This is a genomic window from Anoxybacillus tengchongensis (assembly GCF_014201585.1).
Lineage (GTDB): Bacteria > Bacillota > Bacilli > Bacillales > Anoxybacillaceae > Anoxybacillus > Anoxybacillus tengchongensis.
Genome location: NZ_JACHES010000009.1, coordinates 100,336 through 123,990, shown reverse-complemented (window position 1 = coordinate 123,990; position 23,655 = coordinate 100,336). Strand labels below are relative to the sequence as shown.

21 protein-coding genes and 3 riboswitches are annotated in these 23,655 nt (G+C 44.1%); of the genes, 11 read left to right on the top strand and 10 right to left on the bottom strand.

Going from position 1 to position 23,655, the window contains the following annotated elements; translation table 11 throughout:
- Positions 1–84 precede the first annotated feature (84 nt).
- Positions 85–1,269: an MspI family type II restriction endonuclease gene (locus HNQ82_RS10825; RefSeq protein WP_183249543.1), complete on the top strand. Its 1,185-nt coding sequence runs from the start codon at positions 85–87 to the stop codon at positions 1,267–1,269.
- 109 nt (positions 1,270–1,378) lie between these two features.
- On the opposite strand, the gene HNQ82_RS10820 is transcribed toward HNQ82_RS10825, so the two are convergent.
- The 4 genes from HNQ82_RS10820 to HNQ82_RS10805 form a co-directional block, all read right to left on the bottom strand.
- A complete protein-coding gene (locus HNQ82_RS10820; protein WP_183249541.1) occupies positions 1,379–3,469 on the bottom strand; it encodes an ATP-dependent Clp protease ATP-binding subunit in 2,091 nt (696 codons plus the stop codon).
- 124 nt (positions 3,470–3,593) lie between these two features.
- On the bottom strand, positions 3,594–4,244 hold the full coding sequence (locus HNQ82_RS10815) for a TetR/AcrR family transcriptional regulator (RefSeq protein ID WP_183249539.1): 651 nt from the start codon (positions 4,242–4,244) through the stop codon (positions 3,594–3,596).
- A 7-nt stretch (positions 4,245–4,251) separates the two neighbouring features.
- Positions 4,252–5,283 carry an ABC transporter permease gene (locus tag HNQ82_RS10810; RefSeq protein WP_183249537.1) on the bottom strand — a complete coding sequence of 344 codons (1,032 nt, stop codon included), beginning with the start codon at positions 5,281–5,283 and terminating at the stop codon, positions 4,252–4,254.
- Positions 5,280–5,996 carry an ABC transporter ATP-binding protein gene (locus tag HNQ82_RS10805; RefSeq protein WP_183249535.1) on the bottom strand — a complete coding sequence of 239 codons (717 nt, stop codon included), beginning with the start codon at positions 5,994–5,996 and terminating at the stop codon, positions 5,280–5,282. The genes HNQ82_RS10810 and HNQ82_RS10805 overlap by 4 nt, the downstream gene beginning before the upstream one ends.
- Before the next feature lie 162 nt (positions 5,997–6,158).
- Positions 6,159–6,337: riboswitch (Lysine riboswitch) on the top strand.
- Positions 6,338–6,469: 132 nt separating this feature from the next.
- On the opposite strand from HNQ82_RS10805, the gene HNQ82_RS10800 reads away from it, so the two are divergent.
- Entirely contained in the window at positions 6,470–7,891 is a 1,422-nt protein-coding gene (locus HNQ82_RS10800) for an amino acid permease (protein WP_183249533.1), read from the top strand.
- 28 nt (positions 7,892–7,919) lie between these two features.
- Here the strand turns inward: HNQ82_RS10800 and HNQ82_RS10795 are convergent, their stop codons facing one another.
- Positions 7,920–8,885, bottom strand: coding sequence for a DUF3800 domain-containing protein (locus HNQ82_RS10795; RefSeq protein WP_183249531.1), 966 nt, complete (start codon positions 8,883–8,885; stop codon positions 7,920–7,922).
- A gap of 345 nt (positions 8,886–9,230) precedes the next feature.
- Between HNQ82_RS10795 and HNQ82_RS10790 the strand changes: the two genes are divergently transcribed.
- Genes HNQ82_RS10790 through HNQ82_RS10780 form a run of 3 tightly spaced genes read left to right on the top strand, consistent with a single transcriptional unit; the run spans position 9,231 to position 12,256 of the window.
- On the top strand, positions 9,231–10,646 hold the full coding sequence (locus HNQ82_RS10790; protein WP_183249529.1) for an ATP-binding protein: 1,416 nt from the start codon (positions 9,231–9,233) through the stop codon (positions 10,644–10,646).
- Positions 10,647–10,657: 11 nt separating this feature from the next.
- Positions 10,658–11,392, top strand: a complete 735-nt coding sequence (locus tag HNQ82_RS10785; protein WP_183249527.1) for a ZIP family metal transporter — start codon at positions 10,658–10,660, stop codon at positions 11,390–11,392.
- 12 nt (positions 11,393–11,404) lie between these two features.
- Positions 11,405–12,256, top strand: a complete 852-nt coding sequence (locus tag HNQ82_RS10780) for a DMT family transporter (RefSeq protein WP_183249526.1) — start codon at positions 11,405–11,407, stop codon at positions 12,254–12,256.
- A gap of 8 nt (positions 12,257–12,264) precedes the next feature.
- Here HNQ82_RS10780 and HNQ82_RS10775 read toward each other — a convergent pair whose 3' ends face one another.
- The 5 genes from HNQ82_RS10775 to HNQ82_RS10755 all read right to left on the bottom strand — a co-directional run bounded on the left by HNQ82_RS10775 (position 12,265) and on the right by HNQ82_RS10755 (position 16,727).
- Positions 12,265–12,801 (bottom strand): 1,2-dihydroxy-3-keto-5-methylthiopentene dioxygenase, encoded by a 537-nt coding sequence (locus HNQ82_RS10775; RefSeq protein ID WP_183249523.1) that lies wholly within the window; start codon positions 12,799–12,801, stop codon positions 12,265–12,267.
- A 13-nt stretch (positions 12,802–12,814) separates the two neighbouring features.
- Complete coding sequence (locus HNQ82_RS10770) at positions 12,815–13,423, bottom strand: methylthioribulose 1-phosphate dehydratase (RefSeq protein ID WP_183249521.1); 609 nt, start codon at positions 13,421–13,423, stop codon at positions 12,815–12,817.
- A complete protein-coding gene (locus tag HNQ82_RS10765) occupies positions 13,420–14,076 on the bottom strand; it encodes a 2-hydroxy-3-keto-5-methylthiopentenyl-1-phosphate phosphatase (protein WP_183249519.1) in 657 nt (218 codons plus the stop codon). The genes HNQ82_RS10770 and HNQ82_RS10765 overlap by 4 nt, the downstream gene beginning before the upstream one ends.
- Positions 14,073–15,296 carry a 2,3-diketo-5-methylthiopentyl-1-phosphate enolase gene (gene mtnW, locus HNQ82_RS10760; protein WP_183249517.1) on the bottom strand — a complete coding sequence of 408 codons (1,224 nt, stop codon included), beginning with the start codon at positions 15,294–15,296 and terminating at the stop codon, positions 14,073–14,075. The genes HNQ82_RS10765 and mtnW overlap by 4 nt, the downstream gene beginning before the upstream one ends.
- 59 nt (positions 15,297–15,355) lie before the next feature.
- Positions 15,356–15,465: riboswitch (SAM riboswitch) on the bottom strand.
- Between the two features lie 89 nt (positions 15,466–15,554).
- Entirely contained in the window at positions 15,555–16,727 is a 1,173-nt protein-coding gene (locus tag HNQ82_RS10755; RefSeq protein ID WP_183249515.1) for a pyridoxal phosphate-dependent aminotransferase, read from the bottom strand.
- Between the two features lie 100 nt (positions 16,728–16,827).
- Between HNQ82_RS10755 and HNQ82_RS10750 the strand changes: the two genes are divergently transcribed.
- The 6 genes from HNQ82_RS10750 (at position 16,828) to HNQ82_RS10725 (ending at position 23,654) form a co-directional block, all read left to right on the top strand.
- Positions 16,828–17,622, top strand: coding sequence for a carbon-nitrogen family hydrolase (locus HNQ82_RS10750; protein ID WP_183249513.1), 795 nt, complete (start codon positions 16,828–16,830; stop codon positions 17,620–17,622).
- Between the two features lie 87 nt (positions 17,623–17,709).
- Positions 17,710–17,809: riboswitch (SAM riboswitch) on the top strand.
- Between the two features lie 69 nt (positions 17,810–17,878).
- Positions 17,879–19,048 (top strand): S-methyl-5-thioribose kinase, encoded by a 1,170-nt coding sequence (gene mtnK, locus HNQ82_RS10745; protein WP_183249510.1) that lies wholly within the window; start codon positions 17,879–17,881, stop codon positions 19,046–19,048.
- A 10-nt stretch (positions 19,049–19,058) separates the two neighbouring features.
- Positions 19,059–20,093: an S-methyl-5-thioribose-1-phosphate isomerase gene (gene mtnA / locus HNQ82_RS10740; protein WP_183249508.1), complete on the top strand. Its 1,035-nt coding sequence runs from the start codon at positions 19,059–19,061 to the stop codon at positions 20,091–20,093.
- Complete coding sequence (locus tag HNQ82_RS10735; RefSeq protein ID WP_183249506.1) at positions 20,090–21,208, top strand: sugar ABC transporter substrate-binding protein; 1,119 nt, start codon at positions 20,090–20,092, stop codon at positions 21,206–21,208. Before mtnA ends, HNQ82_RS10735 begins: the two co-directional genes overlap by 4 nt.
- Positions 21,205–22,698, top strand: a complete 1,494-nt coding sequence (locus HNQ82_RS10730; RefSeq protein WP_183249504.1) for a sugar ABC transporter ATP-binding protein — start codon at positions 21,205–21,207, stop codon at positions 22,696–22,698. The genes HNQ82_RS10735 and HNQ82_RS10730 overlap by 4 nt, the downstream gene beginning before the upstream one ends.
- Positions 22,695–23,654, top strand: coding sequence for an ABC transporter permease (locus HNQ82_RS10725; RefSeq protein WP_183249501.1), 960 nt, complete (start codon positions 22,695–22,697; stop codon positions 23,652–23,654). Before HNQ82_RS10730 ends, HNQ82_RS10725 begins: the two co-directional genes overlap by 4 nt.
- The last annotated feature ends 1 nt before the right edge of the window (position 23,655 follow it).

Here is a 23,655-nt window from a genome sequence, read left to right as displayed (position 1 = left end):
AGAGTAGGACAAGCACCTACTCTTTTATTATACGTCATTTTATGGTAAATTAAAAACAGAGATGAATGAGAAGGAGTGGGAAATTTGGGACAAGAAAATCGACAAAAACAAGAACACGGAGAAAGAAATAAAAGAAACCTTAAATCATTAATTGAAAACTACTCTCAAGAAGGATATATCGCTGAAAATATCACTCCTTATCAGACGGGTTACCCTGATCTTGATAAAAAACAATTTAAAATAGATCATCTTATCACTTTCGATGACGGTGAAGCTTGGGGAATACACACGACTTCAACAATTCGTACGGATCGCGCAAAACAAATACAGTGGGATGCATACCATATTAAACAAATCAATCAAGATGTTAAAAAAATATATTTAGTCTTTCCCGAAGGTCTTGGTTACAATAACCAACAGCAAGCATTAAGCTACCAGCGGAAAATTAGAGAGAAAAAGATGTATTCAGCTATTGACGATGTTTTGAGTTTGAGTGAACTGGAACGATTTATAGAAGCAAAAGGCTTAGAAAATGAAAAAATCGGAAAAAGAAAAGCGATGGAAGGAAAAAATTTCGAAAAGCAAATCGTATCTCTTTTAAATCATCCGTCAAACGTAGAAAAATGGAATCAATCAAGTGCAACAGAAGATGGTTATTTTTATCCAACATTTCAACAAATCATGTACTTAATCGGTATATCAAAAAACGAAAAAATAATAAAAATAAAAGCAACAAATAAAATCCCAAAACTTGAAACCGGTGGGCAACCGAAAACAGATATTCTACTTACCGTTACGACAGATAGACGTTCGGAAGAAATATTCACATTTAGTTGCAAACGATCAAGTGCAACATATGTTTCCATCCACGAGTACACTGCTGAAAGCTTTATTGAAGTGTTAGATATAAAAGATAAAAAACTACAAGAAGCTTTTCGAAAATTACAAGATGTTGGAGGTTTTACAAAACTCAAAGAACAATATGACGATCTCTACAAAATAATGGAAAATGAACTCCCTAACCTCAATAAGAAATTAGCGCAATGGGCTTACGCAGGAATTGGAGGCTATGGAGATCCAAGGATTCATTGGGCAAATTATATTATTGTCTTCAAAAATGATACCAAGACACTTGAAATGGAAAAAATGGATGTTTATATTACAAATATATTACAAAATGTAGAAGGACAAATGGGCACTTCTTTTCAATGGACTTATCCATCTAAGAAAAAAGGCAAAGCCATACAATTAAAAGGGAAGATTACTTGATTTTTAGCTTCCCTTCAATAAACGTACAATATTACGGGAATAAAGATATTGCGCGTATGTATTACGAGACAAGGTGCCCCACTTGCTTTTGGGACACCTTTTTTCCGTTTTATTTGCCTTTTTCAGCATGAACGACGATGCGATCGTCTTCTACATCGATATGGATCGTGCGCACATCTTGTTCATCAAGCAACACGTCGGCAATTTCATCTTCGACATGTTCTTGAATGACGCGGCGGAGTGGACGAGCGCCGAACGTTGGATGATAGCCGAGCTCAGCTAATTTTTCTTTCGCTTTGTCGCTAATCGTCATCGTCACATGTTGTTCCGCAAGCGTACGTTGCAACTCCGCAAGCATGAGGTCAACAATTTGTAACATATGCGCTTTTTCAAGCGGTTTAAATTCGATAATCGCATCGAGACGGTTTAAAAATTCCGGTTTAAAGTATAGACCGAGACGTTGGAGCAAGTCGCCTTCGATGTTTGTGCCAGCATTCGATGTCATAATGATGACCGTATCTTTAAAGCTGACAGTACGACCTTGGCTATCTGTTAAACGACCGTCTTCTAAAATTTGTAAGAACATATGTTGTACGTCTGGATGGGCTTTTTCCATTTCATCAAGTAAGATGATGCTGTAAGGGTTGCGGCGCACTTTTTCCGTTAATTGACCGGCTTCTTCATGACCAATGTAGCCAGGAGGCGCACCGATGAGTTTTGCGACCGCATGTTTTTCCATATATTCACTCATGTCTAACCGAATCATTGCGTCTTTCGAACCGAACAATTGTTCAGCAAGCGTTTTGGACAATTCTGTTTTACCGACACCCGTTGGACCAACGAACAAGAACGAACCGATCGGACGGTTTTTCGCTTTTAATCCTGCGCGGCTTCGACGAATCGCTTTTGCGATTTTTTTCACCGCTTCTTCTTGACCGATCACTTTTTTCGCTAAGTTTTCTTCTAAATGTTTCATTTTCGCTTGTTCATCAGCTTGTAATTTGCCAACTGGAATGCCTGTTTTTTCTTCAATGATTTGTTGAATGTGAGTAACATCAACGATAGGTTGTTCTGCTTGTCCGTTTTGTTGTAATTGTTTTTCAAGCTGCAATTCTTCGGTGCGCAATTTCGCCGCGAGTTCGTAGTTTTCTTCTTGCGCGGCTTTTTCTTTTTCTTTTCTTATTTGTTCGAGACGTTGTTCGATTGCTTCCTTGTTTGTCGGCATCGCTTGTAAGCTTACTTTTGAACCAGCTTCGTCTAACAAGTCAATCGCTTTGTCAGGAAGGAAGCGGTCTTGAATGTAGCGATGTGACAACGTGACGCAGGCGTGAATCGCTTCATCTGTATATTTCACTTGGTGGAATTGTTCATATTTTGGCTGAATGCCTTTTAAAATGTCGATGGCTTGTTCGATTGTTGGTTCGTGAACGATGACAGGCTGGAAGCGACGTTCAAGCGCAGCGTCTTTTTCAATTTGGCGATATTCTTTTAACGTTGTTGCACCAATGATTTGTAATTCACCGCGAGCGAGCGTCGGCTTTAAAATGTTGCTTGCATCCATTGAACCTTCGGCTGAACCAGCACCGACAAGTAAATGAATTTCGTCAATGAACAAAATGACGTTTTTCCGCTCTTGCAATTCAGCAATGAGTTGTTTCATTCGCTCTTCAAATTGACCGCGAATGCCTGTATTGGCGACTAACGATGCGACGTCAAGCACGTACACTTCTTTATTTAATAATTTCGTAGGAACAGACCCTTCGACAATTTTGAGCGCTAATCCTTCGACGATCGCTGTTTTCCCGACGCCCGGCTCACCGATTAACACCGGATTGTTTTTATTGCGGCGATTTAAAATTTCGATGACGCGTTCAATTTCTTTATCCCGTCCGATAACAGGATCGATGAGACCTGCTTTCGCAAGTTGTGTTAAGTTGCGACCGAATTGGTCAAGCAATCCGTTTCGTTTCGGTTGTTTTTGCTCTGTTTGTTGCTGGATATGGGAATGTTCTGTAAGTGGTGTGAAAAAGTCGGAGAACCATTGGTCGAAACGATCGAAGTGGAATCCCGCTGGAACTTTTAATTGTTGTTTTTGTTTTTCATAGCACGCATCGCAAAGGTGTAATTGTTGTTTTTCGTTATTGACTTGCACGTGTAAAAAGACGTTTGCTTGTTTTTGTTTACATACTTGGCACATCATAGGCACCAACCTCCTTTTGACTTTGACTATATTTGACCTTTCTGTCTTTATTATAATTTGACCTTTTTTGACTTTCAAGACCTTTTTTAAAAAAAATAAAAAAACATGATAGAAAAACGCTCTATCATGTTTTCTTCAATCCATTCATCAAAAACTGAATCGTTCGTTCCATTTCTTGTTCATCATCCCACGGATAATCAGGCATGACGATAAAGCGCGTCAATAAAAAACCGGCAATTGTCGTGATCGTCAACCGAATAATGGTCTCAGGAGGAAACAACGCCAGTTCCCCTTTTTGTTGGAAATGCTCAACAATTTGTTTAAATTTATCGTACACGTGATTGATAAAAATCGTTTGAAACTGCACTTTAATATCGCTGTGAAACGCCATCTCTTGCCACAATACACGAATCGCAGGCAAATATGTTTTCACAAATTCATACCTGTTTTTAAAAACAGCGCGCACAAATTGTTCGTAATGCTCGTACTCATTTTCAAACACATCTTTGACGAATTTTTTTGCTAAAAACGGCGCAACGGATTGAAATAACGTCGGCTTTACAATCGCTAACAACAAATCTTTTTTCGTTTTATAATGGCGAAAAATCGTCCCTTCAGCGACACCTGCCCGCTTGGCAATTTCGCTTGTCGATGTCGCGGCATACCCTTTTTCCGCAAACATCTCAATCGCCGCTTGTAAAATGTTCAATTGTTTTTCGCTTAACTGTTGTTCTTCGACATTCAACAAATCAAACAACCATTTTCGTTCGTCCATCACAACCTCACAACTTTCGATATTTCTTTAATGCTAATACATTTAATACCATAAATAAAAGCGAAAAGCCAACTAAAACGTATACGTCGAACGAAATCGCTTCCCAACCTTTGCCGCGAATCATAATTTCCCTTAACGCATCTGCTCCGTAATATAACGGCATCGCAACCCCAATGGAACGAAGCCACGGTTCCATCGTATCTAAGTTAAACAGCCCGGAGAAAAACACTTGCGGAACGACAACGAGCGGAATAAATTGAATCATTTGCAGTTCGTTGTTCGCAAATGCGGACAATAACGTCCCTAACGTAAGCGCCGTCATCGCTAATAAAAACGTAATGAGTAGCACATAACCGAACGAGCCTTCCATCATCATATTTAACACGTGGATGGCAAACCAAGAAATTAAACTCGCTTGAATCGTTGTAAATATCCCAAAACCGATGACGTAGCCGATGACGATTTCCCATCGTTTTAATGGAGTTGCTAGCAATCGCTCGAGCGTGCCGCTCGTCCGTTCACGTAAAAACGATACCCCGGCAATTAAAAAGACGAAAAAGAAAATGAAAAAGCCGATGAGTACGGGACCAAAATTGTCAAATAGCGCCATATGTTCTGAACCGTACATATATACGGTATCAATCGTTAACGTTTGTTTCATCGGCGGCATAAGTGTTTGCGCTGCTTTTTGCACCGTCATAAGCACCTGTTTGCTAACGGACGGATCACTGCCTTCAAGCGTCAGGCGCAAACTCGCTTTGTCCATTTCAATAAACGCATCGATTTGTTGCTCGTCAAGTGCAGTCAGCGCATTCGTTTTTGTCATTGTCGCTACGTGTGCATCCGCTTCTTTTAACGCATCAATAAGCTGTTGCGGTACGTTTGAATCAATCGCCATGTGCGGTTCATACGTCTCACCATTAAACACTAAATCCATTAAAAACAACACAAACATCGGTGCGACAATCATTAACGCAAGCGTTCGTTTGTCGCGAAAAAACTGTCGAATAATACGGACGACAATCGCTTGTATTCTCATGCCTGCACCCCTCCAAATTGTAAAAATGCTTGTTCAAGCGTCAACGCATTCGTTTGTTTTTTTAATTGTTCTGGACTGCCGATCGCAATCAGTTGCCCGTTGCGAATCATCGCCAGCCGCATACATTTTTCCGCTTCGTCCATCACGTGCGTCGTCACAACGATTGTCGTGCCTTTTTGACGAATGCGCTCAAGCTCTTCCCAAATCGCTTGGCGAAGAAGCGGGTCGATGCCGACGGTCGGCTCATCTAAAATAAGCACTTCTGGTTCGTGGAGTAGGGATGCTGCTAGCGATAACCGTCGCTTCATCCCACCAGAAAATTGATGAATGGCTTTTTTCCTATCGTCCGTTAAGTTCACAAGCTCCAACACTTCGTCGATGCGTTGTTTTTTCTTTTTTCCTTTTAGTCCGTAAATCGATGCGAAAAAGTCTAAGTTTTCGAGTGCGGTGAGCTCCCCGTATAACGCATCTGATTGCGCCATAAAACCGATGCGCGCCATCGTTTGCAAGTTCGGCATACGCACACCAAGCACGTGAATCTCCCCTTTTGTCGCCGTATCAATGCCTGCGATCATTTTGACAATCGTCGTTTTCCCAGCACCTGATGGGCCGAGCATACCGAAAATCTCCCCTTCGTTTACGGTCAAAGACACATCATGAATGACTTCTTTTTTATGAAACTGTTTATACACGTGCTGTAATTGAATGACCATCCTCTTCCCTCGCCTTCGTCAAAATGAGTGATTACTCACTTTAATTATATGTGTTTGTCGCGTACTTTGTAAATATGTGCTAAAAATTTTTTCATTGACGAAAGGAAAAGATTTTTGTACGATAGTAACGTCAATTGCATACGAAATCTTTCTCGTCAACTAAGATGAGATAGAGGTCGCGGCAAATAAAAGTAGTTTCACGGAGACGCAGAGACGTCGATGAAGTGAGATGAAAGGATTTGTCGCCGAAGTTTGTAGCGTGCTCTGGCGCTATAAGCTGGGCCTGTGGCCGAATAGGTGCAGGACTGTCATCGCGCATGCGGTGGAGAGCTATCGATCTTAAGTTTGATGCGGATGTGTCATATATTGTGCACCCGTTGAAAACTTAGGGTGCACTTTTTTATTTATCACGCCCGCTTCTAACGACAACAGCGCTCTACCGCTTCGATCACTAATATGAAAGGATGAATAACATGAAACAACAAACACTCGGCTTTTGGGTATTGACAGCGCTCGTTGTCGGCAATATGGTCGGATCGGGTATTTTTATGCTTCCGCGTTCGCTTGCGGAAGCGGCAAGCCCGGCTGGCGTGTTGCTTGGCTGGTTGTTGACAGGTGCTGGCGTGCTCATGATTGCGATCATTTTTGGCAACTTAGCCATTCGTAAACCTGAATTAAATGGGGGACCACAAATTTACGCAAAAGAACTGTTTCCAAAAGGGTCAAATGCGTCGATTTTATCTGGATTTATGTCATCTTGGGGATATTGGATCGGAAATGTCGCTGGAAACGTCGCCATCATTACGACGTTTGCTAGTTACTTATCAACGTTTTTCCCTATTTTAACGAGCGGACATGTCGTCTTCTCTGCTGGTTCATTTACATTAAAACTTGGCAATTTGCTCACATTTGTCGTTTGCACCGCGCTTTTATGGGTGATGCACGCCATTATTTTACAAGGAGCAGAAAACGCTGGAAAACTGAATTTCGTCGCGACGGCAACGAAAGTGCTTGGCTTTTTCTTATTCATTGTTATCGGATTGTTCGCCTTTGAAAAAAGCTATCTCCAACCGTTTGTTGCCCCGCGTTACGATGAAGCAGGTCATACGCTCGGGCTTCTTTCGCAAATCAATAACGTGGCGTTAAGCACCCTTTGGGCGTTTATCGGCATTGAATCGGCAATCGTCTTCGCCTCACGGGCACGCAAACAAAGCGATGTGAAACGCGCAACGATTGTCGGACTATTCATTGCCTTAGCCATTTATGTTGGCATTAGCATACTCGTCATGGGTCTGTTAAAACAAGAGGCGCTTATTCAATCTGAAAAACCGCTCGTCGATGCAATCGGTACTGTATTAGGACCGATCGGATCGCAACTGCTTGCCGGACTCGGTTTAATTAGTTTAATCGGCTCGACGCTCGGCTGGATTTTTTTAAGTGCTGAAGTGCCGTACCAAGCAGCTAAACAAGGATTATTTATTCGCGCCTTTTTACGAGAAAACAATAAAGGGATGCCGCGTTTTTCTTTAATCGTCTCCAATATGATCGCCCAGCTATTTATTTTTTCGACGATTTCGAACTCGATGGCAGCGGCATTTGATTTCGTCATTTATATTGCAACATTATCGTATCTCGTTCCGTATTTCATCGCCTCCGTCTTCCAATTGAAGCTCGTTTGGACGGGTGAAACATATGAAACGACAAAACAACGAATGACAGACGGCATCATCGCCCTTCTTGCGACCGTTTATTCCATTTGGCTTGTGAAAGCAGGCACGGCTGACATGAAAACATTTTTGCTCGGCATCGCCTTGCTTGCTAGCAGCTTATTTTTCTATCCAATGGTTATGAAACAACATAGCGAACAACCGAACAAACAAAAACAATCGGCATAACAAAACCCCCGTCCATTTGGCGGGGGTATTACGAATTTCTACGACGATGCTTTTTCAAAGTTAGAGACGAAAGTGTCGTACCCCTTCCCCTTCTCAATCTCCCTCCTATTTTGCTAAATGAATCTATCCTTTCTTCAAAAAACAGCCTATGATGTGATGCTAAAAATAGTGTAAGATAGTCCTGAAAATTACGTTCCTTTAATTCGCTATTACTTTCCCATTCATAATATTTAATGGATGTAAAAAAATTATAGATGTCCTTATTTCTTAAAATTTCGATGGCTAAATCGTTTCTTTTTTTCTTTCCTTTTAATTTTCTTGCAACGAGTTCTTGTTCATTCAATCCATCTGGAACAACCTCATTTTTAATAATTTGTCGCACAACACCTAGCAACAAATCTGTTAACTCAATACCAATCTCCTCACGTTTTTGTTTTAATGAACACTCTATTACACTAAATTGTTCACCACGATACATTGACTGAATGTTTAACTGTTCTAGTATTTTTTCGTCTAACTTGAAATCTTCAAACCTTCTCGAATGCTCAATAAATACTCGAGATTTGACATATACATCTTTCCCATAATATCGCAAAAGACCATACAGTATTCTTTCTGGAATTTTTGTATAGATCATCATTTGCATCATCCGTTCAGCTGTTTGTTGATCTTGATTGTATAACATTTTACGAATGTCAAGCGGATTCGCATTGTAATTAATCACATTAAACTTAGTAAACAAAGCATATTTTGAAAAAACATGAAGTACTTCAAGAATATCGTTCCTCATCTTTGGATATCCGGTATAATCTGTCCAATGAAGGGAAGCAAATTCTTTGTTTTGAAGTTTCCGATTGAGTTCCACAAATTCAAAGGTATTATATATTTTTGATGGAATTAATAATCCTGCCATTAACGTAGGTTTATCCTTTTTTGTCCCACTTTCATCCAAAAAAATATGCATCATTTCTGTATTCAATACTTCTCTTTCCATCTGTTTCATTCTCCCTTGACAACAATATAGTTATGTAATATTCTCTAAGTACGGTACGTTACTCGTTCCTTGGAACGACTAGCGTGCTGTAGAATAGAAAGTAACTCGTCCCAAGGGGCGACTGAAATCTATTCGACTGCATATATTTTTCTAATGACTAAGGTAACTCCCTTGGTCTTTTTTATTTTTCGCCCCTTATCATTTACAGGACATATTTCGACATCGTTCGTTTTCATCCTTCCTACCCGAGCAAAATCCCCCTGCTTACACCAATGATTTTTTCAGTCTTTTTCGCGTATTTATGTTATAATATTTTTTGAATTTTGTTTTGTTGAGGGAGCATATATGGGGAGAGAGAAAATGAGACGATGGCTGTACATCTTGCTTGTCATTGTGCCGTGCCTTGTAGGGAGCGCATGGATTGTGCTTTGGCAAGATGAACAACAACAGCAGCAACTCGTCGAAGAAACGCGTCTGTTTGCGAATATACATAAAAACGATTTAGATCGCTTTCTTGCGGAAACGACAGCTCGACTGGAAACGTTAGCGCTCATCATAAGCAAACATATGGCCATGTTAAAAGAAGAAGAAATTCATGACATCTTGCATGACATGCAAAAACAAGACGTTCGTTTTGAACGCATCTCCTTTTTTTCGGAAAGTACAACTGCGGCAATGCAGTTAGCAAAAATAACAAAACGGACGGTCATCGACAGCCATCATACGACGACGATCGTCACACCCATTATATATGAAAAAACAAATGAAACAGCTGGCTTTTTAGTAGCCAAGTTACGGACAAATTATATACAAAATCGTATGAAAATTATTTACCCAGATGCTTCGTTTCGCTTATACGATGAGAACGGTGCTATCCTGATGTCAACAAATCCACTTCGTCCGTCGAAACAAACGGTGACCGTTCAGTTAAATCATGCGCCATGGGTGATCGAAGCCAATGTGCCGCACGTCAGCCTAAAACAAAACATCCGTGCTTCGCTTCCATATATTTTATCGCTCATTATTGCTATACATATCATTTGGTTATTCATTCAATATTGGCTGCTTAAGCGGCAAACGATGATCGAGCGCATGGAAACAGAAGCACAAAAGCTTGAGTTAGTCGGCACGCTCGCTGCGAGTACGGCACACGAAATTCGCAATCCGCTCGCTGGCATTAAAGGGTTTATTCAACTATTAAGTGAAAAACATAAAGATAACGAATCACAGCTTTATTTTTCCGTTATTCAAAACGAAATTACACGCATTAACGACATCGTGAATGAATTTTTAATTCTCGGCAAACCAACAGCGCAAAAACTTGAAACGTGCGATCTCAACTCCATTGTTCAAAGCATTCATCCGATGATCGAGTCGCAAGCACATTTACATAACGTCGTCTATACGTTTCATCGTGCCGATGTGCCGCTGCCGATTCGCTGTTCAAAAGATCATTTAAAACAAGTCATACTCAATTTAGCAAAAAACGCAATCGAAGCGACGTCACGTGGCGGACAACTGACCATTTCTCTTACGAAACAAAACGATTGGGCGGTGTTGCACGTCGCTGATACAGGTTGCGGCATGCCAAAGCATGTGAAAGACAAACTGTTTCAACCGTTTGTCACATCGAAACAAACGGGAACAGGGCTTGGGCTCGTCATATGTAAACGTATCATCGATATGCACGAAGGGACAATCGACATTCATAGTATAGAAGAGAAAGGAACGACGATTACCGTTCGCCTTCCTTTAAAATAGGAGGTGGAAACATGTTTGACATGCTTGTCGGCAGTACGTTATCCGCGCTAGCAACAGGGGCTGGCGCTGTTCCGATTTTATTTTTGTCGCGCTCATTAACGCACAAATGGCGCGATATGTTGCTTGCTTTTACAGCTGGCATTATGATGGCCGCATCGATGCTCGGATTAATTCCAGAGGCTCTTTCTTCTGGCACATTTTTTTCCCTTGCGATCGGATTATGCGTTGGGGTATTTACGTTAACGTTTCTTGAAAACATCGTACCGCATATCGATTTAACCCATACAAAAAGCGGCATGAAGATGGATCAAAAATCGTTGCTTGTGCTTGCGGCAATTACGCTTCATAACATTCCAGAAGGGTTATCCGTTGGCGTCAGCTACGCCTCTGGGGAACAAAACCATATCGGTGATTTAATTGCGCTAGCGATCGGCTTTCAAAACGCACCTGAAGGGTTGCTCGTTGCGCTTTTTTTATTTAACCAACATATATCAAAAGGAAAAGCGTTTTTCATGGCAACAGGGACGGGGCTCATTGAACTTGTCGCCTCCATCATCGGCTTTTATTTAACGGCGGTCGTTCAGTCGCTCGTTCCGTACGGATTAGCGTTTGCTGCTGGGGCGATGCTATTTATTATTTATAAAGAGTTAATCCCTGAAAGCCATGGGGATGGAAATGAAAAATCGTCAACGTATGCCTTCATTATCGGGCTGTTAGTCATGGTGTTTTTAATTGAAACGTTTTAAAGGATGATGAACATGTCGAAATATTATATGCTTCTTTTATTGACAAGCGCCTTATGGGGAGGCAACTTTGTCGCAAGCAAACTGCTTGTTGCACACGCCTCTCCGCTTTCGTTAACGTTTATTCGTTGGACGATCGCCGTCCTTTTTTTATTTCCAATCGTGTTGAAAAAAGAACGATCCGTTCGTTTACAAAAACAAAGTATCGTACCGCTTATTGCGATGGGGCTTTCAGGCGTCGTCTTATTTAACGTTTTTATGTTTCAAGCGCTTGAACATACATCTGCTGATCATGTCGGGTTAATTTCGACATTAAATCCGATCGCGATTGCGCTTGTGGCATACGCCGTTTACCGCGATAAACTTACGATTCGACAATGGCTGGCCATGGTTCTCTCCCTGATCGGCGTGCTGATCGTGATGACGCATGGACAACTTCATCGTCTATCGGACATCAACGTCGGGGATATATGGATGGTTGCCGCAGTCATCATTTGGGGCGTCTATTCCGCTTGTGCAAAAGCGGTTATGAAGTCGTATTCCCCGCTTGCGGCAACGTTTTGGTCCGGCGTCTTTGGCGTCATCGGATTGTTGCCGTTTCTTTCTTCTTTTTCAATCCATGATGTCAACTTCTCGTTTGTATTGGCGCTTTTATATACGAGCGTCGGGGCGACGGTGCTTGCGATGTTTCTTTGGAATGTCGGCGTGAAACAAGTCGGTGCCACGACCGCGGGGATGTTTTTAAATTTCAATCCGCTTTTTACTGCGCTGTTTGCGTACATATTACTTGGCGAAATGTTCACCGCACCGCAATGGATCGGTTCATTCATTACGATTGCAGGCGTCATTTTGTTCACAAAAAAATAGAAGGGGTGTTACGCCCCTTCTTTTTCCTCGTATGGATGTGCTACCCAACCAGACGGATCAATAAACAACCGAACGGCAACAACTTGGCGGTCGTCCATTAATGTAAAGAAATGTGGGTTTCCTTCTGGAACAGAAATGACATCGCCCGCTTCAAGTTCAACGTCAAAGTAGCCTGTTTGTTCATCACCTTTAATAACGAAAATGCCATGACCAGCAACAATCGCCCGTACTTCGTCTTCCGTATGCGTATGCACCTGTTCAAATTTTTTCAATAACTCTTCTAAATTTGGCGTTTGTTCGCAGAGGGCAACAACATCCCACGCTTGATAGCCTCTTCGTTTTGCTAAATCTTCAATTTCGGATTGAAACGCTGCTAAAATGTCCGCTTTTTCTTCGTCTGTTAATACGAATTTATTTTGCAAATGCGCTGGAAGTTTCCTTGCATCCCAATGTTCATATAACACTCCTTGCTTATTTAAAAACGCTGCCACGTTTTCCTTTCCTTCAATCACTTCACCTGTGTTGCGCACTTTAATCACTGCCATACCATACTCCCCCTTATCGTTTTAAAAGTAGTAATTTTACATAGTACTGACATAAAAACTCGCAAGCTTCTAAAAACTTTTTCGCTTCAAACGCATCTTTTCCCCATACGGTCACGCCGTGGTTGCGAATAAGCACTGCTCCTCGATCTTCATGAACATGGTCGGCAAACGCTTTGGCTAACGTCGGAATATGGGCGAAATTCGGAATAATCGGAATGCGAAACGCCGCATCTTCTTCCCATAATCCGAACGCTTTAATCATTTCTTGATTTGTAAAAATGACCTCCCCTTCGTCGCCGTACCATTCGGAAATAATGTTATTGTCGACGGTGTGGACATGAAGCACACAACCGGCGTTCGTTTTATTGTAAATTTCGACATGTAATAACGTTTCTGCGGACGGTTTCAAGTGCGTCGCCTCCGCTGGCTGTCCGTCGGCACCGACAAGTAAAAAATCTTCCGCCGTCTCTTTTCGTTTATCTTTTCCGCTCGCAGTGACAAGAAACGTAAGCGGCTCATCGCTCACTTTTATCGACAAGTTGCCACTCGTCCCCATAAACCAGTCGCGCGCCGCCAGCTCTCGTTTCACCTCGGCAAGCTCTGCCCATTTTTGTTGTCTCACGCGATCACCTCGCTTTCTTTTAACACGTCAATGACATCATAAAACGTCGTAAACGGCGTATGCGGCAAGTGGAGCTCACGGCATTTTTCAAGTAAAAAGTCGCGCGCCATGACGTGATCGGCTAGTTTGGCCGCTGCCAAGTCGGTAATGGAGTCGCCAATGACGATCGTTTTTGCCCCTTTTGGTGCAAGTTTGCGAAGAAGCGACGGCTTGCAGCAGCCGCAGTCGTTTTGACAATGTTCATCGCACGCATACGGCCACGTAATGCGGATCGTTTCCCCGCTAAAATCGGCGCTGTTACAAAAAATGCGCTCTTTTTCAACGAGTCCGTGAAGAAGTGGATACACGAAAAAGTCAATGCCGCCGCTCACAATATAAAGCGGGATTTGTCGTTCGTTCGTAAACGCGACAAAATCGGAAAATCCGTCGCGAATGCGTGCGGTGTCAAGCAAAAATTGCACGATGTCTTCTTTCAGCGTCGTCGGCAACAGCGAAAACATGCGCCCGACCCCTTGTTGTACGGAACATGTTTGGGCTAATATATCATCTTTGATCGCTTCCCACTCCGGCGGAGCAAACTGTTTCATTAAAGCAATAATGTTGTCGTTTAACGTAATCGTTCCATCAAAATCGCAAAAAATGATCGGCTTCATGATGCACTTCCCCATAAGTCAAGCGCTTGTTTTAATGCTTCGTGTTCTTTCGCTACCTCATGAAGCGAACGCCCAGCAAGCACCGCTTCGACAGCAGCGCGAAACGCTTGCCCGCCGCCGACCGCCCCGCTCGGATGCCCGTGCACGCCACCGCCTGCGTTAATGATGGAGTCGATGCCAAAGTCGCGCACAAGAAGCGGCACAAGCCCCGGATGAATGCCGGCAGATGGGACAGGAAACGCGCGCAAAAACGGTTCTTCTTTCGTTAATTCATGAGCGATCGCAAGCGTCTGTTCTTTTTCAAGGGCGACGCTTCCGTACGGTGATGGAAAGAGCGAAAAGTCCGCCCCTGCCATGCGCAACAGTTTTCCAAGAAGCAAAGCGTAGCTTACGCCATATACGCGCGATGAGGCGATCGCTCCGCTAAATGACGGATGCGCCATAATCGGCAAACGAATGTCATCATCTTCACGAAGCGCTTGCAACACATCAAGTCCATATGTAAACACGTTAAACAATAACACGTCCGCGCCAAGCTCCGCTGCTTTCTTCGCTTTTTCTTTTAACTGAAACGTTTTTCCGGTTAAGTTCACCGCATATAACGTCCGATGCCCTGTTTGTTCGTACACGTCTTGAAGCGCTTGTTTTCCTGCCACGATGCGCTTGTCAAACGGCGTCAAGTCGTTGTCAAATAAAATTTCATCGTCTTTCACAAGATCAACGCCGCCGAGCGCTTGTAGCTTCAATTGTTCAGTGACGTATCGTAAATCGCGCCCGATGACCGCTTTAAAAATGCTCATGACAAGCGGACGGTGAAAGACGCCAAGTTTTTCGCGAATGCCGTCAATGCCAAAGCGCGGACCAGGGAATGCGCGCTTCAGTTCGTCGGAAAACGTTAAGTCAATCAGTTTAATCGTTCCGTCCAACGACAATTTGCCAAACGTCGTTGTCAAAATGGCAGGAAAATCAGCGCTAAAATTGACGCTCGGATACGAAATGCGCACGAGCGCGCGTTTTAGTCTTTTTCCAAAAAACGTATTGACACGCTCGTCTTCCTCTAGCTCTTCAATCGACTGAACGATGCCTTTATGTTTTTTTAACTGTTCTTGTTCCAGTTGCGGTAAATCAGTCCACGACCCGATGGTCAGTCCAAGCGCGATACCTTCTGCTTTTTTCGCTAAATCTTTGTCGTCATGAATCAAATATGTTGCGGTAATCATATGTCCACCCCTTTACAAATAAAAAACCTCTTCATAAGAAGAGGCTAATTGTTCGTCTCTTCTTATCTCTCAGCGTATTGCTGCGAGAATCAGCACCGTGCTTAAACAGCTGTTTAAGTCGGTTGCCGGGCTTCATCGGGCTCGTCCCTCCGCCTACTCTTGATAAGAATTTGTAATGTATTTAATTTTTTGAACAGTTCGTTTTTCATAAATTTACTTCGAATTATGACAGCACATGTGGCATTTGTCAATCATTTTTTAAAAAAGTTGCAGTTGTCCGATGCGCCAAGCCGCTTCTTTTAGCCTGTCTTCGCTCGTCAGTAGCCCTGTGCGCACATAGCCTTCCCCATGTTCACCAAACCCGATCCCCGGAGCGACCGCCACGTGCGCTTTTTTAAGCAACAGGTCGGCAAACGTCTCAGACGTATAGCCGTTCGGCACCGGAAGCCAAGCGAAAAACGAACCTGCTGGCGCTTGGACGTCCCAACCGATGTCACGTAAGGCGTGAATAAACGTATTTCGCCTTGCTTCATACGTGGCGACAAGCTCGGCGACGCACTGTTGCGACTCGAGTAGCGCAACTGCTGCCGCTTCTTGAATCGCACCGAACATGCTGACGTACAAATGGTCTTGGAGCACGTTGATCGCTTCAATCATGCTTTCGTTGCCGACCGCAAAGCCGATGCGCCACCCTGCCATATTGTACGTTTTCGAAAACGTATAAATTTCAATGCCGACGTCTTTTGCCCCTTCGACTTGTAAAAAGCTGACCGGCTTTTTCCCATCAAAGCCAATCGCTCCGTATGCGAAATCGTGCACGACAGCGATATGATGTTTTTCCGCAAATGAAACCGTTTCTTGAAAAAACGATTCCGTTGCTGTCGCGCCTGTCGGATTGTTCGGATAGTTTAAAAACATCAATTTTGCCTCGCGAACGACGTCTTTCGGTAGCTCATCGTAGTTTGGCAAAAAGCTGTTTTCCGCCCGCAGCGGCATCATTTCCATGCGCGCCCGCGCAAGCACGACTCCCGACCAATAGTCCGGATAACCGGGATCGGGAACGAGGACGACATCACCTGGATTTAATAAACAAAGCGGCATTTCGACAAGCCCAGCTTTTCCGCCAAATAAAATGGCGACTTCTTTTTCTGGGTCAATCGTCACCCCGTATTCGCGCTCGTAAAACGTCGCGACCGCCTCTTTTACAAACGAATAGCCGCGAAACGGCGAATATTTATGATACATCGGCTTTGCCACCGCCTGTTGCATCGCGCGCACAATATGCGCGGGCGTCGGTTGGTCGGGATTTCCTTGTCCGAGATTAATGACATCGTGCCCTTCAGCGATGACCGCCTGTACGTTTTGCACAAGCGACGCAAAAAATTGCTTCGGCAGTTGTTGTAACACGTTCGATTGTGGAAATATGTTCATTTTTTTCACACCTACTTCACAAAAAGGTTGAAATTCTAGTCAAGTATCATATATCGTAAAAATCAAAATGTAAAGAAAATTTTTTGTTGAGGTGAATGATATGAACATCGCTTGCATACAAATGGACATTGCGTTTGGAACACCCGAAAAAAATAAACAAACCGCCTTGCGCTACATCGAACAAATCGCTCGTGACGTTGACGTCGTCGTTTTGCCTGAACTATGGACGACGGGCTATGATTTAACGAGGCTTGCTCATATTGCCGATGAAAACGGGGAAGAGACAAAAGCGTTTCTCGCATCCGTTGCGCGCACGTACGATGTGCATATCGTCGGCGGATCGGTCGCGAAAAAAACGAACGAACGAATGACAAATACGATGTATGTCGTCCAGCGCAACGGCGATGTCGTTTGCGAATATAGTAAACTTCATTTGTTCCAATTGATGAATGAGCATTTGTATTTGCAAGCTGGAGAAACGATGGGGCTATTTTCGCTCGATGAAACGACGTGTGCCGGCGTCATTTGTTACGACATTCGTTTTCCAGAATGGATTCGCGCGCATGCGCTACATGGTGCAGAAGTATTGTTTGTCGTCGCCGAATGGCCGCTTTCTCGCCTTCATCATTGGCGTACGCTATTAACGGCGCGGGCGATCGAAAATCAATGTTACGTTGTCGCTTGCAACCGCGCAGGAAAAGACCCGAACAACGTATTTGCTGGACATTCGATGATTATCGATCCGTGGGGAAACGTGCTTGCTGAAGGAGGCGAACAAGAGACGGTCATTGTGGCGAATATCGACATAAACGACGTGCAAGACGTGCGTGCGCGCATCCCGATTTTTTCCGATCGTCGCCCAGATGTGTATAAAATTTTTGAAAAAAAAGATTGACAAACAAGCATAAAGCGATGTATGATTCGAATCAAGCGAATTCACGAAACTTTTTCACTGTTCAAAACATTTAAATAACGATAAACACTCTTATCAAGAGCAGGTGGAGGGACGAGCCCGATGAAGCCCGGCAACCGGCGATGACGCACGGTGCTAATTCTTGCAGCAGTAGGCTGAGAGATAAGAGGTGCGAAGCAAACTTCAAACCTCTTTCGTTCAGCGAAAGAGGTTTTTTATTTTGAGAGGAGGCATGTATATGTACGAACCATTGACAGAACAAAAAGCGATTGCCCTTGCTGTTCGTTTAGGGCTATTTGGAGAAGATGCGCTTCTTTCTAGCGAAGAAATTGGTGACGGGAACTTAAATCTCGTCTTTCGCATCGTCAACGAGCGAACAAACGACAGCATCATCATTAAACAAGCGTTGCCGTATGCGAAAGTCGTTGGCGAAAGCTGGCCGCTTACATTAAAACGGGCAACGATCGAAAGCCAAGCGTTGCGCACGTTCGCGAGCTACGTTCCTCACTATGTTCCGAAAGTGTACTATTCCGATGAGACATTAGCTATTACAGTGATGGAAGATTTGTCGCATTTACACATTGCACGCCGTGGGCTCATCGAAGGAAAAACGTTTCCGCGTTTATCGGAACATATCGGCGAATTTGTCGCCAAAACAGCGTTTTACACGTCGGACTTTGGTATGAATCAACAACAAAAAAAGAAGCTCGTACAACAATTTACAAATCCCGAACTATGTAAAATTACGGAAGATCTCGTCTTTACTGATCCGTTTTTTGACCACGACACGAACAACTTTGAAGCAGAGCTTCGCGCCGATGTCGAACAGCTTTGGCAAGATGATGTGCTTCAGCGCGAAACAGCGAAATTAAAACGGCTTTTTTTAACGAAAGCGGATGTGTTGCTTCATGGCGATTTACATACGGGAAGCATTTTCGCAAGCGATGAGGAAACGAAAGTGATCGACCCGGAGTTTGCGTTTTACGGTCCGATCGGCTTCGATTTAGGGCAATTTTTTGCCAATTTATTGTTAAACGCCCTCTCTCGTCATGAACGTGACCGCGAACCGCTTTTTGCTCATATTGAAAACACATGGGACGTCTTTACCCGCACGTTTGCTGAACTTTGGCGCGAAAGCAACGAACCGTATGCGCGCACATGTGGCGTGCTCGATGACATCATAGGCGATGCGCTCGTTGAGGCGATCGGCTTTGCCGGTTGTGAAGTCATTCGCCGGACGATCGGGTTGGCACATGTGGCGGACCTTGATGAATTGCCGCTTGAGCGCAGACTTCACGCAAAACGCCACGCTCTTCGTCTCGGTCGTGAGCTCATCGTGCAGCGAAACACATTGACGATAAAAGACTTGAAACATCTTGTACAACAAACGGTGCATGTCAACAGCTAGGAGGAACAAAATGAAATCGGTACAATGGCATGATACACATATTACGATTTTAAACCAACAAGCGCTGCCTCATAAGACTGAATATTTAGAATTAAAAAACATAAAAGACGTATGGGATGCGATCGTTACGTTAAAAGTGCGCGGGGCGCCAGCAATCGGCATGACTGCCGCCTACGGTTTAGCACTTGCGGCCCAATCATATGAGACTGATGATTTAGCGACATTTCATGCCCAACTAAAACACGACCGCGACTATTTAGCAAGCTCGCGCCCGACCGCCGTTAATTTATTTTGGGCGCTTGACCGGCTCGTAAAAAGCGTTGCGAACGCCACATCCGTCAACGAAGCGAAAACGACGCTCATTCATGAAGCGATTTGCATTCAAATCGAAGATGAAGACGTCTGTCGTCGCATCGGTGAACATGCCCTTTCCTTGTTTCAAGACGGCGACCGTATCATGACGATTTGTAATGCAGGAGCGATTGCCACAGCCCGTTACGGCACCGCGCTTGCCCCGTTTCATTTAGCGAAAGAAAAAGGGATCACGCTTCATGCGTACGCTTGCGAAACACGCCCGGTGTTGCAAGGAGCAAGGCTAACCGCATGGGAGCTTTCCGAAGCTGGTGTCGATGTAACGCTCATTACAGATAACATGGCGGCACAAACGATGAAAGCGAAGCACATTTCCGCAGTCATCGTCGGGGCAGATCGCATTGCCGCTAACGGCGATACCGCAAACAAAATCGGCACGTTCGGCTTAGCCATTTTAGCGAAAGCGTTCAACATTCCATTTTACGTCGCCGCCCCACTATCGACGATCGACTTACAGACGAAAACAGGCGACGACATTCCGATTGAAGAGCGAGCGAAAGAAGAAGTCACACATATCGGCGGCGTGCGCATCGCGCCAGATGTGAACGTCTACAATCCCGCATTTGATGTCACACCGCACGAACTCATTACCGGCATCATTACGGAAAAAGGGATTATCTTCGGCGACTACGAAACGAAACTGCCGACATTATTTGAGGAGGTTTTGGCATGAAAAACATATGGGCAATCATTGTGCTTTTATTCGCGCTTTTAGTCGGTTGCACAAACGAACAAGACGCCGTCTCAAAACGAGCGGAACAACCGAAAGAAGAAGCGAAACAAACGAACGAAACAACGGATGCAAAAGCGGACATTCCTGCAGCATTAAACAAACCGATTAAAATTGCTGCCATTATGCAAATGTCGATCGGTACATTTTCATCGCAATATATCGCTGGTGTAAAAGAACAAGTCGCGAAATTTGGCGGCGACGTGCAAATTTATAACGCTGACAACGATTTAACGAAAATGGCATCGTACGTCGAAACAGCGATCAACCAAAACGTCGATGCGATTTTATTAGACCACGGGCGCGCAGATGCATTAAAAGCACCTGTTGAAAAAGCGCTTGCCAAAGGCATTCACGTCGTTGCGTTTGATAACGATTTAAACATTCCAGGAGTCACCGTCATTGACCAAGACGATTACAGCTTAGCATGGAAAACGTTAAAAACGTTAGCGGAAGATTTAAACGGCGAAGGAGAAATTGTCACGATTTGGGTCGGCGGCTTTACGCCAATGGAACGCCGCCATGTCATTTACGAAGCGTTTCAAAAACGGTATCCGAACATTAAAGAAGTAGCGAAATTCGGCACCGCAAGCGCCAACACCGCTTTAGATACACAAACACAAATGGAAGCCATTTTGAAAAAATATCCGAACAAAGGCGACATCGACGCGGTTTTTGCGACATGGGATGAGTTCGCCAAAGGAGCAACGCGCGCCATTCAACAAGCCGGTCGAACAGAAATTAAAGTGTACGGCATCGACTTAAGCGACGAAGATTTACAACTCATTCAACAACCAAATAGCCCATGGGTCGCAACAACGGCAACCGACCCAGCAGAAGTCGGTCGCGTTCAAGTGCGCTTTGCGTATCAAAAAATCGCCGGAGAACAAACGCCAAGCATTTATTCACTTGAACCACACTTAGTGAAACGTTCAGACTTGCCGAGCACACCAATTACGATGAACGAGCTAAACAACTACATGCCAAGCTGGGGACAATCGAACGTTGCCATCTCCCCATGGATGAAGACACTTGAAGAAAAGGTGAAAAAGCAATGAGCGGTTTGCGCATGAAACAAATCGTCCATACATTTGGCGATGTGACCGTATTAAACGGCGTGAACTTCCATGTCCAACCGGGCGAAGTTCACGCCCTTTTAGGTATGAATGGAGCTGGAAAAAGCACGTTAATGAACATTTTAGCTGGCGTCTTGCAGCCGGTGAGCGGAACGATTGAAATAGACGGAAAGGTGCATACATTTTCTTCTCCGAAAGATGCAAAACGAGCAGGCATCGGACATGTCGTACAAGAAGTGGATGCGGCGTTATTCCCTGCTTTGTCCGTATATGAAAATATTCTCGCTGAACAAATTGTCGCGCAAAAACAAATATCGTTTTCTAAAACGAAACATCGGGTTGCTGTTTTACAACTGCTTGAGCGCGTCGGCTTAACACATTTGTCGCCTGATGTCTCTGTACAAACATGCACGCTTCATGAAAAACAACTCATTTTGCTAGCACGCGTCCTTTCTTCTTCTGCTCGCTACATTATTTTAGATGAGCCAACCGCCTCGTTAAGCGAAGAAGAAACGAAACGATTGTTTGCGATGATCGAACAGCTAAAAGCGCAAGGGGTGGCGTTTATTTACATTTCGCATAAATTGCACGAAGTAAAACGCATATGCGATCGAATGACGATTTTGCGGGATGGCGAAGTCGTATACGAAGGCGATGTGTCGCTAGCGACAGAAGACATCGTTCGCCATATGGTCGGACGGCAAACGGAGGTGCGCAACGAACGGACACGCAACATAAGCAAAGAAACGATATTTGAAGTCAAGCAATTGTACATTCCAAAAACGAAAACAACGGTCGATCTTGCGGTTCGGCGCGGTGAAATTGTCGGCATCGCTGGCATTGTCGGAGCAGGAAAAACAGAGTTGGCCGAAAGCATCATCGCTCATGTCGAAACGACAGGCGAACGCATCGTGCGTGGGGAAAAACAAACATGGACCTCGCCAAAAGATGCGATTGAAGCGGGCGTTTGTTTCATTCCAGAAGAACGGCGAAAACAAGGGCTTTTTATGAACGAAACGGTCGAAAAAAATTTGACCGTCCGTCTATTGTCAAATATTGCCCCATGGCAATGGATTGACAAACGACGGGAGCGCACGATCGCCACAAGCCTCATTTCATCGTTACATATTCGCCCATCTTCGCCGACGGCGCTTGTGAAACATTTAAGCGGCGGCAATCAACAAAAAGTGGTGATCGGGAAATGGTTACAAACAAATAGCGACGTCTTTCTTTTTGATGAGCCGACAAAAGGCATTGACGTACATGCGAAGGAAGAAGTATTTTCGATCATTCGCGCGCTTGCTGAAAAAGGAAAAGCGATCATTTATTTCACGAGCGAATGTCAAGAATTGCTTCATATCGCCGATACGATTTACGTTATGGTCGACGGTCAGTTCGTAAAAAAAGTGGACGCACTCGAAGCGACATATGAACAGCTCGTCTATGACATGACTGGGGGTGGAACGAATTGAAGTTTTTATACAAATACGGAACGATACTCGCCATCGTTATCGTCATCGCTTTTTTTAGTCTCACGCTCGATTCATTTTTTACGTATGCCAACTTTAGCGACATTTTGCGTTCCATTTCGATCGTCACGCTCGTTGCGATCGGCATTACGTTTTCGTTAATTGTCGATGGATTCGATTTATCCGTCGGCTCAACAGTTAGTTTGGCAACCATCGCAAGCGCCTCCGCGCTCGTTTTACATCGCCAAGAGCTGCTTGTTGCGCTTATCGTCCCACTTATACTCGGTGCGCTCGTTGGAATACTTAATGCGTTTCTCATTATCCGTCTTCGTTTACCTGATTTATTGGCGACGTTAGCGGTGATGTACATCATTAACGGCGTACAGCTCACATACACGAAAGGATTTTCCATTTATAACGACATGCCACTTCCAGAAGGTGGTGTAGCGCCAGGAAAATTTATTCCATCGTTTTTATTTATCGGACAAGGCGAGCTGTTTGGCATTCCGTTTTCTGTGTTACTTATGCTTTTGCTCGTCATTGGCGCTCATCTTTTTTTAACGTATACAAAAACGGGGCGTTTATTTTATATGACAGGAGAAAATCGTGAAGCAGCCCATCTCACCGGCATTCCTGTCAACCGCTACCGCACGTATGCGTATGTCATTAGCGGGATGTTTGCGGCTTTAGGTGGCATTGTGCTCGCTTCACGCATCGGTACGGGGCAAGTGTCGGCGGGCGCATCACTATTAATGGACGGTGTAGCTGCTGCGTTTATCGGCTTTTCTGTATTTGGCATCGGCAAACCGAATGTGATCGGTACGTTACTTGGCTCGATTTTTATTGGCGTCTTGTTAAACGGGCTGACGATGATGAACGTTCCGTATTACGCGCAAGATATTGTAAAAGGCGCACTATTAATTTTCGCACTTGCGTTGTCCCATATGGTTAAAAAATAAC

Bases quoted from the DNA above. Each gene is read 5' to 3' on its own strand.
- HNQ82_RS10820 (WP_183249541.1), bottom strand. From the start codon at position 3,469: ATGATGTGCCAAGTATGTAAACAAAAACAAGCAAACGTCTTTTTACAC.
- HNQ82_RS10815 (WP_183249539.1), bottom strand. From the start codon at position 4,244: ATGGACGAACGAAAATGGTTGTTTGATTTGTTGAATGTCGAAGAACAA.
- HNQ82_RS10810 (WP_183249537.1), bottom strand. From the start codon at position 5,283: ATGAGAATACAAGCGATTGTCGTCCGTATTATTCGACAGTTTTTTCGC.
- HNQ82_RS10805 (WP_183249535.1), bottom strand. From the start codon at position 5,996: ATGGTCATTCAATTACAGCACGTGTATAAACAGTTTCATAAAAAAGAA.
- HNQ82_RS10800 (WP_183249533.1), top strand. From the start codon at position 6,470: ATGAAACAACAAACACTCGGCTTTTGGGTATTGACAGCGCTCGTTGTC.
- HNQ82_RS10795 (WP_183249531.1), bottom strand. From the start codon at position 8,885: ATGGAAAGAGAAGTATTGAATACAGAAATGATGCATATTTTTTTGGAT.
- HNQ82_RS10790 (WP_183249529.1), top strand. From the start codon at position 9,231: ATGGGGAGAGAGAAAATGAGACGATGGCTGTACATCTTGCTTGTCATT.
- HNQ82_RS10785 (WP_183249527.1), top strand. From the start codon at position 10,658: ATGTTTGACATGCTTGTCGGCAGTACGTTATCCGCGCTAGCAACAGGG.
- HNQ82_RS10780 (WP_183249526.1), top strand. From the start codon at position 11,405: ATGTCGAAATATTATATGCTTCTTTTATTGACAAGCGCCTTATGGGGA.
- HNQ82_RS10775 (WP_183249523.1), bottom strand. From the start codon at position 12,801: ATGGCAGTGATTAAAGTGCGCAACACAGGTGAAGTGATTGAAGGAAAG.
- HNQ82_RS10765 (WP_183249519.1), bottom strand. From the start codon at position 14,076: ATGAAGCCGATCATTTTTTGCGATTTTGATGGAACGATTACGTTAAAC.
- mtnW (WP_183249517.1), bottom strand. From the start codon at position 15,296: ATGATTACCGCAACATATTTGATTCATGACGACAAAGATTTAGCGAAA.
- HNQ82_RS10755 (WP_183249515.1), bottom strand. From the start codon at position 16,727: ATGAACATATTTCCACAATCGAACGTGTTACAACAACTGCCGAAGCAA.
- HNQ82_RS10750 (WP_183249513.1), top strand. From the start codon at position 16,828: ATGAACATCGCTTGCATACAAATGGACATTGCGTTTGGAACACCCGAA.
- mtnK (WP_183249510.1), top strand. From the start codon at position 17,879: ATGTACGAACCATTGACAGAACAAAAAGCGATTGCCCTTGCTGTTCGT.
- mtnA (WP_183249508.1), top strand. From the start codon at position 19,059: ATGAAATCGGTACAATGGCATGATACACATATTACGATTTTAAACCAA.
- HNQ82_RS10735 (WP_183249506.1), top strand. From the start codon at position 20,090: ATGAAAAACATATGGGCAATCATTGTGCTTTTATTCGCGCTTTTAGTC.
- HNQ82_RS10730 (WP_183249504.1), top strand. From the start codon at position 21,205: ATGAGCGGTTTGCGCATGAAACAAATCGTCCATACATTTGGCGATGTG.